General features: G+C 37.2%; 12 protein-coding genes and 1 riboswitch. Of the genes, 6 read left to right on the top strand and 6 right to left on the bottom strand.

What is annotated here, in order from left to right; translation table 11 throughout:
* Positions 1–290: 290 nt before the first annotated feature.
* Positions 291–1,217: a GTP cyclohydrolase FolE2 gene (gene folE2, locus FCS21_RS02005; protein ID WP_138620296.1), complete on the bottom strand. Its 927-nt coding sequence runs from the start codon at positions 1,215–1,217 to the stop codon at positions 291–293.
* A 252-nt stretch (positions 1,218–1,469) separates the two neighbouring features.
* Here folE2 and FCS21_RS02000 point away from each other — a divergent pair, with 252 nt between their 5' ends.
* Positions 1,470–1,826 (top strand): Hpt domain-containing protein, encoded by a 357-nt coding sequence (locus tag FCS21_RS02000; RefSeq protein WP_246046951.1) that lies wholly within the window; start codon positions 1,470–1,472, stop codon positions 1,824–1,826.
* Between the two features lie 129 nt (positions 1,827–1,955).
* On the opposite strand, the gene arcA is transcribed toward FCS21_RS02000, so the two are convergent.
* From arcA to FCS21_RS01985, 3 genes are all read right to left on the bottom strand, one after another.
* Positions 1,956–2,657 (bottom strand): two-component system response regulator ArcA, encoded by a 702-nt coding sequence (arcA, locus tag FCS21_RS01995; RefSeq protein WP_138620295.1) that lies wholly within the window; start codon positions 2,655–2,657, stop codon positions 1,956–1,958.
* 144 nt (positions 2,658–2,801) lie between these two features.
* Entirely contained in the window at positions 2,802–4,442 is a 1,641-nt protein-coding gene (locus FCS21_RS01990; protein WP_246046950.1) for a sensor histidine kinase, read from the bottom strand.
* A gap of 24 nt (positions 4,443–4,466) precedes the next feature.
* Positions 4,467–5,534, bottom strand: a complete 1,068-nt coding sequence (locus FCS21_RS01985) for a methyltransferase (protein WP_246046949.1) — start codon at positions 5,532–5,534, stop codon at positions 4,467–4,469.
* Between the two features lie 210 nt (positions 5,535–5,744).
* A riboswitch (Lysine riboswitch) is annotated at positions 5,745–5,996 on the top strand.
* A gap of 167 nt (positions 5,997–6,163) precedes the next feature.
* On the opposite strand from FCS21_RS01985, the gene FCS21_RS01980 reads away from it, so the two are divergent.
* The 3 genes from FCS21_RS01980 to FCS21_RS01970 all read left to right on the top strand — a co-directional run bounded on the left by FCS21_RS01980 (position 6,164) and on the right by FCS21_RS01970 (position 9,535).
* Positions 6,164–6,913: a 2,3,4,5-tetrahydropyridine-2,6-dicarboxylate N-succinyltransferase gene (locus tag FCS21_RS01980; protein WP_138620293.1), complete on the top strand. Its 750-nt coding sequence runs from the start codon at positions 6,164–6,166 to the stop codon at positions 6,911–6,913.
* A gap of 201 nt (positions 6,914–7,114) precedes the next feature.
* Positions 7,115–8,359 carry a PLP-dependent decarboxylase gene (locus FCS21_RS01975; RefSeq protein WP_138620292.1) on the top strand — a complete coding sequence of 415 codons (1,245 nt, stop codon included), beginning with the start codon at positions 7,115–7,117 and terminating at the stop codon, positions 8,357–8,359.
* A 42-nt stretch (positions 8,360–8,401) separates the two neighbouring features.
* Positions 8,402–9,535 carry a succinylglutamate desuccinylase/aspartoacylase family protein gene (locus FCS21_RS01970; protein ID WP_138620291.1) on the top strand — a complete coding sequence of 378 codons (1,134 nt, stop codon included), beginning with the start codon at positions 8,402–8,404 and terminating at the stop codon, positions 9,533–9,535.
* Positions 9,536–9,685: 150 nt separating this feature from the next.
* On the opposite strand, the gene traF is transcribed toward FCS21_RS01970, so the two are convergent.
* On the bottom strand, positions 9,686–10,963 hold the full coding sequence (gene traF / locus FCS21_RS01965) for a conjugal transfer protein TraF (RefSeq protein WP_138620290.1): 1,278 nt from the start codon (positions 10,961–10,963) through the stop codon (positions 9,686–9,688).
* Positions 10,964–11,150: 187 nt separating this feature from the next.
* Between traF and FCS21_RS01960 the strand changes: the two genes are divergently transcribed.
* Complete coding sequence (locus FCS21_RS01960) at positions 11,151–11,525, top strand: hypothetical protein (protein WP_138620289.1); 375 nt, start codon at positions 11,151–11,153, stop codon at positions 11,523–11,525.
* Positions 11,526–11,695: 170 nt separating this feature from the next.
* Positions 11,696–14,191, top strand: a complete 2,496-nt coding sequence (locus FCS21_RS01955) for a TonB-dependent receptor (RefSeq protein ID WP_138620288.1) — start codon at positions 11,696–11,698, stop codon at positions 14,189–14,191.
* Positions 14,192–14,311: 120 nt separating this feature from the next.
* On the opposite strand, the gene FCS21_RS01950 is transcribed toward FCS21_RS01955, so the two are convergent.
* Positions 14,312–15,166, bottom strand: a complete 855-nt coding sequence (locus tag FCS21_RS01950) for a CvfB family protein (protein ID WP_138620287.1) — start codon at positions 15,164–15,166, stop codon at positions 14,312–14,314.
* Positions 15,167–15,441 lie beyond the last annotated feature (275 nt).

The following is a 15,441-nucleotide window of genomic DNA, read 5'->3' as shown; positions in this document are numbered from 1 at the left end:
GTAATCACTTACTAATAAGACCAATAAAGAAGAATAAAAGTATGAAAAAAACGCATAAATACTCCTCTTATTTAAGTAAGTCGATCGTTAACATTACTTAGTTATTGGTTAAAGGTCAATTTATATATATCGCCTATATGTCACTAGTAATAGTGATCTTTGTGTAGTGTTGTCGTGGTATTTACGTGGTGATAGTTGATAATTTTCAATACCGATAAAACAAAAAAGCCAATAGTGATTAACTATTGGCTTTTGTATTTTATGTCATGACATAATGTCGACGTTATCGCTTAAGGTTGATAACCGCCTTCGATACCTTTTGTGGTAACACTGACCGCATCATGAGCATGAAGAGACTCTAAATGATTTATGCGTAACCAGAAGTCATCGAATTGATTTGTTAAGTTCATACTATGTTGTAAACGACGAGCAGCGTCTTCACAGAACATTAAGTTTTGACCATTTAAACGAGCAAATTCTTGTTCATCTTCACGTTTAACTGCAGCCTGTACTGGCGTTTTTAACGAGTTCTCGATAAGGTCAACTAATTCAGTAATTGGAAAATCACTAACATCAGCATTTAGCTTCACTTTTACTTCGGCCACTGACCGTTGAGAATGTGGTGTTGCGACAATACCTTCAGTGGTACCAAGCCAATCATGAACATCAGTTAAGGCTAATTCATTTTGCTGAGCAAACTTATCATTAAAAGCTTTCTGTATTAATTGTCTAGCAAGTGCTGCAGAGCACGGACAAGTTGATGAATACGGAACATCAAGGGTTAACTCAATAGTGAGTTTACCTTGGTTAAGGTTACCCGTAATAATAACTGGGTAGGCTTTCCAGCCTTCTTTACCACTAATTAATGATTTTCTACGTAAATGATAATCAAAACTAAATTGTACTTTAGCTTGGTCACTTAACTCTTGGTGGCTACTAATAAAGCCATCAAGTAAAGTTACTAAGCTTTGATAGTTAAGGACATTACTGGTAGATAACTCGTCGATAAGTAAGTAAAGGCGTGACATATGAATGCCTTTAGCTTGTGCTTCTTTTAAGTTAACAAAGGCATCAACATGAGCAGACACCATGCGTTCGCTTTGGCCCTTTGAGGCGACCATGATAGGCATTTCAATGTTACTCATGCCGACCCAGTCAAGCGTACCTTCGGTTTGAGCTGTTGTATGATTGGCGATATCTGGCATTGATGTCGTCATTTCGACTCCACTTTAAACGATAGTTATTAACTAATCTCCGTTGATTTCTGGAATAATACCTAGAGTAATACGAAGAATAGATCTAAGGGCGCATATTCTAGCTTATTTTTTAATGGTAATCATTACTGTTGTTGCTCTATAAGTGAAAAAATATAAATATAAAGTTTTTTCTTTATAATTTTCAATAGGTTTGTCTGTTTTTTATTACTAGGCTAATATAGATATATTATTACGTATAGAAAAGGTGGCGCTGTGGGAACCAAGCAAGTAAATAGTGACTTAGATTTGGTGTTACTTGACAGTTATATAGAGAGCTTAGGTAAGCATATTGTTGAGCAGATGTTTACTTTATATTGTCAGCAAGTTGAAATATACCTTAACGATATTGAAAATGCGCTGCTTAATGATTCATCAGCTCAGTGGCAAGCACATTGTCATAAAATGAAAGGTGCAACAGCCAGTGTTGGTATGCGTCAATTGCATGGACAATTACAATTATTAGAAAAAACTGAAGCGTCAAAAGAGAAAAAAACGCAGCTGTTAAATGAGGTGATTATATCGAATGAGCAAGCAATACTTGCTTTTAAAACTTGGCTAGAAAATAAGTAGGCTGAGTTTGGATAATAGTGATAGCTTGTAAATCTTAGGATAAGCCTGTAAATAGTGCATTTAAAGAGCGCTTATCCTCAGTTTTATTGTGTTAATGAGATTAACTTAGGCAAATTAATTGGTTTGGTATCAGTCTAAAACGCCAACGAAACGATAGCCTTCACCATGAATAGTATTAATAAGCTCAGGCGTGCTTGGGCTTGACTCAAAGTGTTTACGTAAACGCCTAATTGTTACATCTACAGTACGGTCATTAGCGCGTAACTCTCTACCGGTCATTTCTTTAATAAGGTCTTGGCGAGATATTATTTTACCCGCATTTTGTATTAGTAAGCTTAATGCGCGATATTCGCCGCGAGGAATAGCAATAACTTCACCCATAGGGCTTGTCATTTGACGAGCATTATTATCGAGAGTCCATTGATTAAAGGTTATTATACTTTGACCTAGCACTGTAGTTTTTTGACCAATGCGACTTAATATATTGCGCGCCCTAATGGTTAACTCTCGAGGATTAAATGGCTTAGTTAAATAGTCATCTGCACCTATTTCTAGTCCTAATACCTTATCAATATCACTATCTCGACCAGTAAGAAAAATTAAGCCCATGTCTTTATTCGCGGTTAACTCGCGAGCTAGCAATAAGCCATTTTTACCCGGTAAATTGATATCCATAATAATCAAGTTGATGGTGTTTTTTCTTAGTTGTTCAGCCATGCTATTGCCATCAATTGCTTCATGAACAATATAACCTTCGGCTTCAAATAAATTACGTAAGTTAAAGCGTGTTACGTCTTCATCTTCAACAACTAAAATTTGATAAGTCTGCATATTCTGGTGTACCTACGATTTAAATGAGTATTACGATTATTATGATGTCGTTATTGTAAATGATATACGCAATATATTTACAATTATTTAACTATTTTAGTTATTTTTAGTTAATAGGCAATAAAAAATAATTATTGAAGGTTATTATTTTTCTTCAGTAGCAGGTATTGCTACTGGAAAAGTAATATCAAAGCTTACGCCATGAGTCGGTGCTTCTTCAACAGTAATATAGCCATCGAGTGCTTGCGTGACTAAATTATAGACTAAATGCATGCCTAAACCGCTACCGCCGCTGCCTCGTTTGGTGGTTGTAAAAGGCTCGAAAATCTTCGAGCGCATAGACTCCTCAATACCTGTACCATTATCCTTATAATTAATATGTAATTGACCAGCTAATATAGCGATAGTAATGGTAACTTTACCATTATCTATCCCATCAAAGGCATGGTGAATTGAGTTAAGGATCAGGTTGATCAATATTTGATTTATCGCACCAGGCTTACTGTTGATATACAAGGCGTCAGGGCAGTTTATCAAAATATCAATTTTGGCTGTTCTTATTTTTGTTGAGAGTGTTAATAGCACTTCATTGATTAAGGTATTGACATTAAAGGTACGTGATTCGGCGCTTGATTGATCAACCGCTACTTTTTTAAAGCTTGATATTAAATTTGCTGCGCGCTCGAGGTTTCTAAGTATTATTAACGCATTTTCATCACCATCCATTAAAAACTTTTTTAACTGACTTGATTTCAATGTTTTATTTTCAAAGGCAAATTTAATCTCGTGTAACCTATCTGCTAATAGGCTTGACGCAGTAACCCCTAAACCAATAGGTGTATTGATTTCATGTGCTATGCCGGCAACCATATCACCTAACGATGCCATTTTTTCAGTTTCAACTAGTTGCCCTTGAAATTCATGTAATTTTTCTAGGGTTGAAAGTAACTCTTGATTAGATTCTTTTAATGCCTCTGTTCGTGTATTTAGCCTATGTTCTAAGGCTTGCTTTTGAAAGACAGAATATTGCTGTTCATCTATTATCTTATCAATGTATTTATGGGTACGACGTAATAAAATATTAATGTTTTTAGCGAGAATATCGAGCTCTTTATAAGGCTGACTTGCTAACTCTAGCTGATAATTTTTACTTTGAGATATTTGTTCTACGTCATCAATTAACGTAGCCATAGGTTGAGTGATTTTATTAAATAACCATGTTGAAACCGCGAAGACAACTAGGTTAGTAAAGAGCAAGAAAGCCAGCGCAATATAGATTAATTGCTTAATAAAAGCCTGCTTTTCAAGCAAACTAGATTGAATGAATAAGTAACCTAGTAGTCGCTCATCATCAGTAATTTCGACAATAAGCTCAATATAATCTTCTTCGAAGTGGACGGTACGTAATTGCGATATTTTTCCGATTTTATCGCCAATAGCTGGAAAGGTATGATTTTTATTATAGCTACTGAAATATTCAATCGCGCCATCCTCATTCAAGCGATAAATATGGACACGATTAATTAGCCCAGTGGTAATTGATTTTCTAAGTTCATTTTTTAATTTATGTTGATTATTAGCGTCACTACTGTTGATAAAATGACGGCTGTTTTTTGCTAAGACATTGGCCCAAGTATGAGTTTCACTGATAATATTTGCATTGTTTTTTTCATCGACCATATTAATAATACTGACTGAGGCAGTAAGTAATATTAGAGAGTTTAACGCTAAAAGGCTTAGCGTTAACAGGCGATGTAATGACATGGTGCTGGTTTTTTGTGTCATGGTACTCAATGAAATAGTCAGAGATTACTTTGATGATAACTGGGCTTGGTAAATAGTAAAACCTTTGTCTTTTATTATCACTTGAGTATAACCAATATGCGCTTGCATAATATCTTGATAACGCAAAAAGCTATTAGCTACTATGGTTATGCAGCCTTTTTTATTTAATTTATCCTTTATGCCCATTAAAAAGCTTTCGCTGGCTTGATAATGTGTTTTTACCCCTTGATGAAAGGGAGGGTTTGAAACAACGTATTGATATTTTTCGTTAACATCAGATAAGCTATTTGAAGCAAATACCTGCCCCGACAAACTGTTTAACGCTAAACTTTCTTGTGCTGACGTTAATGCTAAGGCACTAACGTCAAGTAATGATAATTGAACATCATTAAATTTTTTGCCAATAAAACAGCTAATAACACCTGCGCCACAGCCAAAGTCTAATACTTTTCCAGTGATACTTGATGGTAAATTAGCGAGTAATAATTCAGTGCCTACATCAAGCTTTTGTTGGCTAAAAACACCCGGTAGTGATGCAATGGTGAGTGTGACCCCGTCAACGGTAATTTGGTATTTTGTAAACCATGCTTGTAAGTCAAAAACAGCCGATAATTTTTCTGGCTTGAATAAACCGGCAAACAACATGCAGTGTCTGGCAGCATCAACTTTTTGGCAGCACGATAAAGTATGCTGAGTTAACTTTACCGCAGACTGAATACCGCCTTTCTTTTCACCCACCAGTAATATTTTGGTTGTCTCGTCTATACAATGTGCAAGCATAGCTAGGGTAAAGTTAAGCTCAGCTTTGCTTTTTGGGAAGGCGATAATGACGACATCATGACATGTGGTTGTTTGGTAGGTACTGGCGAATGTTGTTTGCACAATATTATCCGTAGAAGTACTACAGTGCTTGGTGGTTATTGCCTGGTAATCAATAAAGTTGTTGTTAAAACAACTGATCTTATCTGGCTTATGAAGATCTATATAAGCATCAATAAAACCATCTTCAGGTAAGTTAACTAATAAAGGTAATTTGGCAACGAGTAATTCACTATTACGTAATAAAACTTGGCTGGGATTAGACAAAGACATAAGGCAACAAATAAGATAATAAGTAGGAAAATAATAATAGTTATATTCTACGGTAAATAAATATAAGGGAATAGCGTTAATTTTTTGTAAGATAATTGTACCTAAGCAAAAAAAATGCTTAAATACTGCCCGTCCCTAATTCACATTTAGTCAGTGCAGTTATGTCATGGCTACATCGATATGACTAGTTAATCACTGCTAAATTTTAATAGGGCCAGAAGAGGAGCGTTAACCAGGTAATTATCATCGTTTTTTCTTGTATTTTTAAGAAGAAAAAAACAGAGTTCAAAATCTGTAGATGTTAATGAGGGGGATTAACGCCGAGGTAATCGACTATTTGATTAGTCGCTTATCGGTTGTTTATTTTGTTTAATCAATAAATAAAATAGTGGGCTGAATCCCGACAACTGTCACTTGATTCAATAACCCTATGGGTTATTTAAGTGGGGAGCTTCTGGTCTTTGCATAATTAGCCTAATGCTTGTTGCTCTGGTATTTCGCTCTTCATTGTTAACGTCCAGTACCTTCTCTCTCATGTATTTAATTTTCTTGACGGTGTTTATATGCCTGTTAATAAAGCTTTATACACATTTTTTATCGAATTTTTATCAGAATAAGCGGAGTAATAAATGAATTGGCAAGATGTATTAGCGCAGTTAGAATCAGGTAGTTTACGAGCGGCAAACCAAGATGATGCCGGTAACTGGCATGCCAATATCGAAGTAAAGCAAGGTATTTTAGCTGCTTTTAAAGCGGGCGAAAATATTGCTTTTGAGGGTAACTATCAAGGCTTTGTTGATAAGCATAACCTACCTGCTCGTCAATTTTCAGCAGAAGATGGTGTTCGCTTAGTCCCTGGTGGCTCATCAGTACGTGCAGGTGCTTACGTTGCTAAAGGCGTTATTATTATGCCGCCAGCTTATATTAATGTAGGTGCTTTTGTTGATAGCGGCACTATGGTTGATAGCCATGCTTTAATTGGATCGTGTGCTCAAGTAGGTAAAAATGTCCATGTGTCAGCGGCTGTTCAAATTGGTGGCGTATTAGAGCCGGTTGGTGCAAGCCCAGTAATTATTGAAGACGACGCCTTTTTAAGTGCAGGTGTTGTTATTGTTGAAGGCATAGTCGTTAAAAAAGGCGCTGTATTAGCACCGGGCGTAACACTGTCTAAATCAGTACCTGTTTATGATTGTGTCAATCAAGTGATGCGTGAAAAAGGCGCAGAAATTCCAGAACGTGCTGTTGTAGTACCTGGTACCCGCCCAGTTAAAGGTGAGTGGGCAGAAGCACAAGGGTTAAGTATGGCCTGTGCACTTATCGTTAAATATCGCGATGAGAAAAGTGATGCTTCACTAGAATTAGAATCAATTTTAAGATAATAGTTAGGGGCTAATAACCTCGTTGCTGTAACGCTCAATTTATTTGTCAAAAGTACTCATTGATAGCCATCAACTCCGTGCTTTATCTTTTAACTTGAGCTTTACAGCTTTACAGCTTTACAGCTTTACAGCTTAATAGTTATTAACCCCTGATATAAAGCCTACCTTTACAACATCATAAAACTATAAAAGATAATCATAATGACTAAATCTACTTGGTTTGACACCAGTATTGAACATGCCTTACTTACCCATAAGTCACCAGAAGATGAACACGGCTATTATGTTTATCAACTTGATGCACTTAAAAGCCATTTAGCGACTTTACAGCAACAAGACGTTATTAAATTGTGGTTTGCTGTTAAAGCGAACCCACTGTCTAAAATAATTCAAACGCTTGATAGCGAAGGTTTTAATTTTGATGTTGCCAGCACTGGTGAGTTAAACCAAGTGTTGGCACAAGGTATAAACCCTAATCGCATATTAAATACTGGTCCAGCGAAATCAAAAAAACAACTTGCTGCTTTTGTTAAGCAAGGCGTCAATACTTTTGTGGTAGAAAGTATTAATCAACTTAATTGGTTAAATGAAGTGATGCAGGAGCAAGAAACGCCAACACTTACTAACAAGCCAACCGTGCTACTTAGAGTGCAACTGCAATGGGATGAAGGCGAGAAAAATCCACTAGGTGGTAATAGTTTAACCCCTTTTGGCTTATCGGTAGCCCAGTGGCAGAATATTCATTTAGATAGCTATCCGGCTTTAGATGTTTGTGGTTTACATATTTTTCAATGGGGAAATATGCTCAGTAATGAAAAAATGTTTTCATTATGGTCTCAAATGATCACGCCGTTAACGGATTTAGCTAGCAGCATTGGTATGACACTTGAGGTACTTGATTTAGGTGGTGGCTTAGGGATTGATTATGTAGGCGAAGGTCATGCATTGACTTGGTCTAAAATTATCGAAGACTTAGCCATTATCAAAGCAAAAGCAGGTGTTAAGGAGTTATGGTTAGAGCTAGGGCGTTTTGCTGTAGCAGAGTGTGGTTACTACGTGGTGCCTGTGGTTGATAGAAAAATTAATTACGGTCAAGAGCAGTTAGTGTTGGCTGCGGGTATCAATCATTTAATACGTCCAGCCATCACCGACCAACCTTTTCCTGTGCAAATATTACGAAAAGACTTTTCAGCTGAACAACAAGCTATGCAATCTTTTGATCTGCATGGCCCTTTATGTACTAGCTTGGATAAATTAGGACACTTGTCCTTACCACAAGATACTGCTATTGGTGAAAAATTAGTGTTTGGCTATTGTGGTGCTTATGGCTTTACTGAAAGCATGCCGTTTTTCTTATGCCATGAATTAGCCGCTGAGTATGTTTACCAAAATGGTACATTAACACAAGTGAGAGCGGCGCAACCTGCCTCATCTTATATGGCCTAGCTTGTGAAAATTGCGAAGCATTGAACATTGTAAGGAATAGTAATGAATAAGTTTACCAAAGAAGTGATGTTTGTTGGTGAAATGGCCAGTGGTGCTAAACTCACTGTGCCCGTTTATGCGTTTACAGCAGATAATAATGTCGCTGCGCCTACTGTATATATTCAGGCCAATATGCATGGCGCTGAAGTACAAGGTAACGCGGTTATTTTTCAATTGCTTGAGTTACTACAGCAGTGTAATTTACAAGCCAATATTACCTTAGTCCCTTATGCTAACCCTGTTGGTTGTAATCATAAAAATGGTGAGTATACCTTAGGACGCTTTGACCCTATCACGGGTGAAAACTGGAATAGAATGTATCACTTTGATCAAGCTATTATTGCGCCTTTTGTTGAGCAAAACTTGGATGCGAGTGCTGAAGAGATACAAACTAAGTTCCAACAATTATTACTTGCTCAGATAGATAAAAAGTTAGCGCATAATATTTGGGGAATAACTACAGGTCAGCGTATCGCCTACCAATTACAGCGACTTGCTCACCAAGCAGATATTGTCTTGGATTTACACACGGGGCCTATTTCTAGTAAACACTTATATTGTCCAGAGTATGCACAAGCGAGTGCTCAATATTTTGATATTGAACACACTATACTTATTGATAATGATTTTGGTGGCGCAATGGATGAGGCAACCTTTTGTCCGTGGTGGAGCTTACAGCAAGCCTACCAAGCGTCAGGACGAAACTTTACTATGGGCGAAGGAGCTTTTAAAAAGGAAAGCTTTACCGTTGAGTTGGGCTCTCAAGAACAAATAGATTTAGATGTGGCGAAGCAAGATGCTTTGAGTATTTTGTCTTATTTACAGGCTAAAGGTGTTATAGATAATAAGCAATATCAACCACAAAAAATGACGCGATATGCGTGTTATCTAAAAGACTATAAAGCCTTATATTCGCCGATGGGCGGTATGATAGATTACCTTGCAGACTTTGGAAAGCCTTTAGCTGCTGGCGAGCCGTTAGCGCGAATTCTACGTATGGATAACTATGGTGATGGTGAAGCGCTTCATTATATATCACTTGATCAGCAGGTTATTCCTATTTTACATTTTGCCTCTGCCAGTGTGAATCAGGGCACGGAACTGTATAAGGTATTTTGTAATTACTTTGAGATTTAGTATTGATTAAACCATAACAACTAAACAGTAATCATTAAGTAATAGCCACTAACAGTAGCAAATAAATGATAAACAATAAAAAACCGCGCTTTAAACATTTTAAGCGCGGTTTTTTTATTTTTTATATCAGCTATATCAATTGTCGTTCGTTTAAATTTTTACACTTAGTTGTAATGCTGCGCCTAAGGTGTCGTTGCCGCCAGTAAAGGCGGCAATATCAATGGCAAAAACATCCCAGGGTGAAATGCCAATACCGGCAGTAAAAATATCATCATCAACATCTTTTATGTCCGTACGGTAGCCTAAACGAAATTGCATATGTTGATAAAAGCGAAATTCAGCGCCCACACCCGCATACTTTGATGGCGCTAAAGCAGTAAAATGCTCTCTGTCAGTTAAATCAATTTCTGTTGCTAAACTAAGCCATTTATTTTGATAGCTTAAACCAAAAGTTACGCTGGTTTCTAAGTTAAAAGTAATGTCTTGTTCAACATGGTGCACGGTTTGTTTCATTAGGTTATTAGTGACTAAAGCCGCATGCCATTGGCGATCTTCGCCCCAACCAATATAGAAACCTAAATCGGCATTGGCAGCACTTTTATCTGTGGTATTTTCGTCACTGGTAATATCAAAATCATCGTCATCAAAATCACTTATTAGAGCTCTTTTATAGAAAAGATCAATACGTTGGTATTTTATTTTTGTACCGATACTTACGTCATAATTAACCTCTTTAATAGCAGGGTAAGCGGCGATAAAACCAACTTCAGCAACAGAGTAACCAACGGCTAAGGAGACTGAGCTAAGGCTGTTGAGATCGAGTTCACAAGGGTTAGTGCCTGTACCGCTTACGCAATTATCTACCGCTTGCTCCAGTATCAATTCATCACTAGCACTGTAATCTACTGAGCCACCAATGCGGCCATATTGGCTAGTGAATAAACCAAAACTTAACTGTTTATTAGGAATTAAAATTTGTAAATTAACGCCATTGCGTATTTTTACGTTTTTTTGGTCAATACTTTTTAGATCATCAATAATATTATCGACTTGCTGATTAAGATTATTAACAGTACTTTGTGCTTGGTTTTGTGTATTGATTTGAGCAAGATCAGTCACTAATTTATCAAGGTTGTCACTAATATCTTCAGCAGTATCAATAACATCATATTGATCAGCAGCGCTAATTCCAACGTTTAACGAGACAAACACATCATCGTCGTTATCAAACTTAGTTAATAAGGCTGGGTTACTTAACGATGAGGTAAAGTCTTGTGTTAAACCGGTGAAGCCTTGACCTACTCTTTTAGCGGTGAAACTTTCAGCATAGCTTGGTAGTGCTAACACCATAAAGGGAACTAATATGGCTGTTTTTTTCAGCGTTTTCAGGCAGGTTTTAGTTAGCGTAAGGCCTATAAATGTGCTCATAAAGTCTCCTTGTAATAAGCCGGTAACAATTTAAGTATAGCGTAGTAAACCTTTTAGTAAACTGTTTACTAAAAGGTTTTTATTACTTTTAATTGACGGGCTTTACTGGTTAATAAGCACTTTTTACTTTAATGTCCTTCACCCTAGCCTGAAGCTCAGTTCAATGTCAGTTAAGTAATAACTTAGGATGATTGAATTTACTCTTAAGGTGTTATATTATCACAAAATGAAAATTACCCCATCTCACTATCAACTAAATAAAATAAATCGGCAGCATATTCGCCAGAGCTTTTTTACGCTCTTGCTTTTTTGTGCAACGTTATTTTTTCATAGTGAGCATTATGTCTCTGTTGATGCTGACATCACTGTTAGTGTTGAGCCTCATGATTGTCATTTATGTCAACAAAGCCTAGATACACCACCCACCCCTACCGTTATAGCTCCTTTCACTGGCGCTGTTAGTCGTGTCGCTACTGTTACTATTATTAACCCAGTGCTTACTCGCACTGAACACCTGCATCCGCTATTAAGAGCTCCACCCATAGTAAATATTTCCTCATAACGTAATCATACTATTTTAAGTCGTGCAGCAAGTCTGTGCTTAATGATTAAGTTATCTCGTATCTATTTTTTAGAGGGGAGCCTTTATTAAGCAACGTTTCGCTTAATAATCCTCCTAGATGTAAAGTTGCAGGTTAGTCTGCATTTATTGAAATTATCGGAAACCAGTTTATGTATTTATTTACCACTAAAAGCCTTATTAATAGTCAAGTAAAATCAGCGTTGAAAAAAAGAGGTTGTACTCAAGTACTGCCCACAATTATTACTCTTTTTAGTACTCTCTTATACGTTAGCCCAAATGCTTTAGCGCAGGAAGTATCAGGTGTTGTAGTAAATAAGCAAGGCCAGCCTATTACCAATGCCATGGTTGAATTAGACAACGGCTCACAAAAGGTACGCTCAAACGGTCAAGGGGTATTTCGTTTTACCGATGTCAAAGAAGGAATTTTTGAACTACACATCAACGCCAAAAAATATGGCCATAGTCATTTGAAAGTTACTGTTGAAGAAGCTGATATTAATGATATTAATGTGGTGTTATCTGCATCCGTAATGGAGGTTGTTGATGTTTATGCCACGCCATTACACTCTTCTTCCATTGAGTCTGCATTGCCTGTTAATGTACTTAGTGCAGATGAATTGAAAATGAAGCAAGCGGCAACGTTAGGTGAAACCTTAAAAAATGAAGTCGGTGTACATTCTAGTTATTACGGTCCTGTTGCCAGTACCCCAATCATTAGGGGCTTAGATGGCCCGCGTGTACTTATTACACAAAATGGTTTAGATGTAGGTGATGTTTCTCGTGTTGGTCCTGATCATGTTGTAGCCACTGAAACTAGTACCGCGACTCAAATAGAAGTATTACGTGGTCCAGCAACGCTCTTTTATGGTAGTGGCGCTATTGGCGGTGTTGTTAATGTGGTTGATGAACGTGTCCCTACTAATAGTGATAATCAAGTTGACTACCTGTTACAGTATAACGATGTTGCTAATGAGCAGCAGGCGTCAGTTAATATTCAAACCGGCACAGATAAGGTCGCTTTTCATTTAGACGGTTTTTGGCGTGATTCTAAAGATTATAAGCTCGCTGGTGAGGCTGAGTTACATGAAGATAGCCATGAGGAGGAAGCTCATGAAAGTGAAGATCGCTTAGCCAATAGTGCCAGTACTGCTAATGGTGCAACCTTAGGTTCAAGCTATTTATTTGAAGATGGCTTTATCGGCTTTTCTTACGGTTTTATGAACCGAGAGTATGGTATACCTGGTCACAGTCATCACGAAGAAGAACATACCGATGAACTTGCCACAGACTTAACGACTGGTCATGTTGAAACAACTGGTGTTTATGCCAAAATGAAACAAGATCGCTGGCAAGTACTTGGCGAGTACAATATTGACCAACAGTTTATTAATAAAATAGCGACAAAATTTGCTTATAGTGATTATCAGCATCAAGAAATTGAGTCGGGCTTAGTGGGGACTGTCTTCACTAATGAAAGCAGTGAAGCGCGCCTTGATTTATTTCATCAAAATACTGTTGGCTGGCAAGGTGGGTGGACGCTTCACTATAAGTCTTCAGACTTTAAAGCCATAGGTGAAGAAGCTTTTTCTCCGCCATCTAGTTCTGAAATGTTTGCTGCTGCTTGGTTAGAAGAGAAACATTTTGGTCCAGTGTTACTTCAATTAGGGGCTAGGGTAGAGCATGTTAATATAGCTGCTGACGATAGTTTCGTTGGCTTTGAAGATGCTCACGCAACTGATTTACCAACAGATCCATCACATACTGCTCATAATGAAACGCTAATGTCGTTTGAGCAACAATCATTTACACCACTTAGTGCTTCAGCGGGCATAGTATGGGATTATCAGCCAGGTCATAACATTGGCTTGTCAATCGCGATGTCACAACGAGCACCTTCTGCTGGCGAGTTATTTTCATTTGGTCCTCACATAGGAGCAAATACCTTTGAAGTAGGTGCTATGTTTGATGTTCATCAAGAGGGGGATGCAATTCATGTTGAATTAGCTGAACATGAGCCAAGCGTTGAAACGTCGGTTAATGTCGATATAACCTTACGAAAGTTTACCGGTGATTTTGGTTACGTTTTTAGTGCTTTCTATAACCGTATTGATGATTATTATTATCAAAAAAATACCGGCTTATTTTTTGTGGATGCTCATGAGCATGCCGATGCTGGTGACGCCGGCTTGCCTATTTTAGTGTACCAACAAAGTGATGTTGAAATGTATGGGGGGGAGGCTGAACTTATTTATCAATTATCACCGACACTTAAAACCAGTTTAATCGCCGATTATATTCGTGCACGGCTAGTAAATGAAGACAGTAATGAGAACTTACCTCGTATTCCACCTATGCGAGTTGGCGCTATTATTAACTATCAAGCCGATAAATATGATAGTGAGCTTAGCATCAGTCACTACTTTGAACAGACTGATATTGCACAGCTAGAAACAAATACTGATGGCTATACACTCGTTGATGCACATCTTAACTATTACGTTGCCGGAATTGGTGATGATCTTACCTTATATGTGAAAGGGCAAAATTTAACGAATGAGAATGCACGTGTGCACTCTTCATTTTTGAAAGATGTTGCACCATTGCCAGGACGTAATTTTAGTATCGGTATTCGTGGTAGCTTCTAATCGATAGCAAACGGTAAGTACAAAAAAAGAGCTTGTAACTATGTTATAAGCTCTTTTTTTGCAAATATCTTATCTAAAGATTTTGCCTAAAGCGTTTATTTAACGCAATGGCATTAGTTTTTACACTAACTTGATGCCTTCTTTAACGATAGCTATTTTGCCATTTTTAAGTAAGTTACCTACCGTTGCTTTAAAGGTTTTTTTGCTTACCCCTAAAGTTCTTTGGATCAATTCGGGGTCACTTTTATCATTTAATGACGTAACACCGCCTCTGTCGGCAATATGTGCTAATAATTTAGCTGAAAAATCATTCACCTTATTTTTACTACCACGCGTTAACAGTAGATCTAAACGACCATCTTCACGCACTTGTTTAATATAGCCCGGAATTCTTTTACCGACTCTTAAGTGTTGAAAAATCTCATTATCGTAAAGTAGACCCCAATGTAGATCATTAACAATAGCTTTATAACCTAGGTCAGTTTTACCACCAATAATTAAGCTTACTTTATCGCCTTGTTGATATTGTGCGGGCCAAATATCAATAAACTTATCTAGCTTACTTGACGCAGCAATACGATTGGTAAGTTGATCAAGAAATACTCTTACTAAATAGTATTTACCTACTTCCATTGCGGTATGTTGTTGATTAAAAGGTACTAATAAATCTTTTGGTAAACCCCAATCAAGAAAGGCACCAATTTTGTTAACTTGTACCACTTTTAAAGAAACAAATTCACCCACTTGCGCTAGCGGTGTTGCTGTTGTGGCTATTAATCTTTCTGCCGAGTCAATGTAAAGAAATACGTTAACGTTATCGCCCACTTTACAAGCCTCGGGTAGATCACGTTTAGGTAATAATACTTCACCTAAATCGCCACCATCAAGGTATGCACCTTTGTCCAGCATCGCCACTACAGTGAGCTGGTTAAATTTACCAATAGTTGCTGGGGGGGTATGTTGAGAGTCTGTCATGGAAAGGGCCGTGGGAAAATTTTCCCCATTATAACGTATTAATCGCTTTGGTATATAGTCGCGGGTTTCAATTTAAAAATTCACCAATATAGTGCTGGTTATTTTAACAATATTTATAAAATAAAAACGAATAAATAGTGAAAAAAACTAACCTAAAAAAATCAACGATTAACAGTAAGCAGTTTATTAGCTGAGCAATAAGAAATCATTGTCTTTATCTTATTGTTATTTAAGTTTTTATTTGTTTATTTTACAGTGTTGAACTGGTTTTATTT

This window comes from Colwellia ponticola, assembly GCF_005885605.1.
Lineage (GTDB): Bacteria > Pseudomonadota > Gammaproteobacteria > Enterobacterales > Alteromonadaceae > Colwellia > Colwellia ponticola.
The sequence above is the reverse complement of the archived record's forward strand: the minus strand, read 5'-3'. Positions and strand labels throughout refer to the sequence as shown.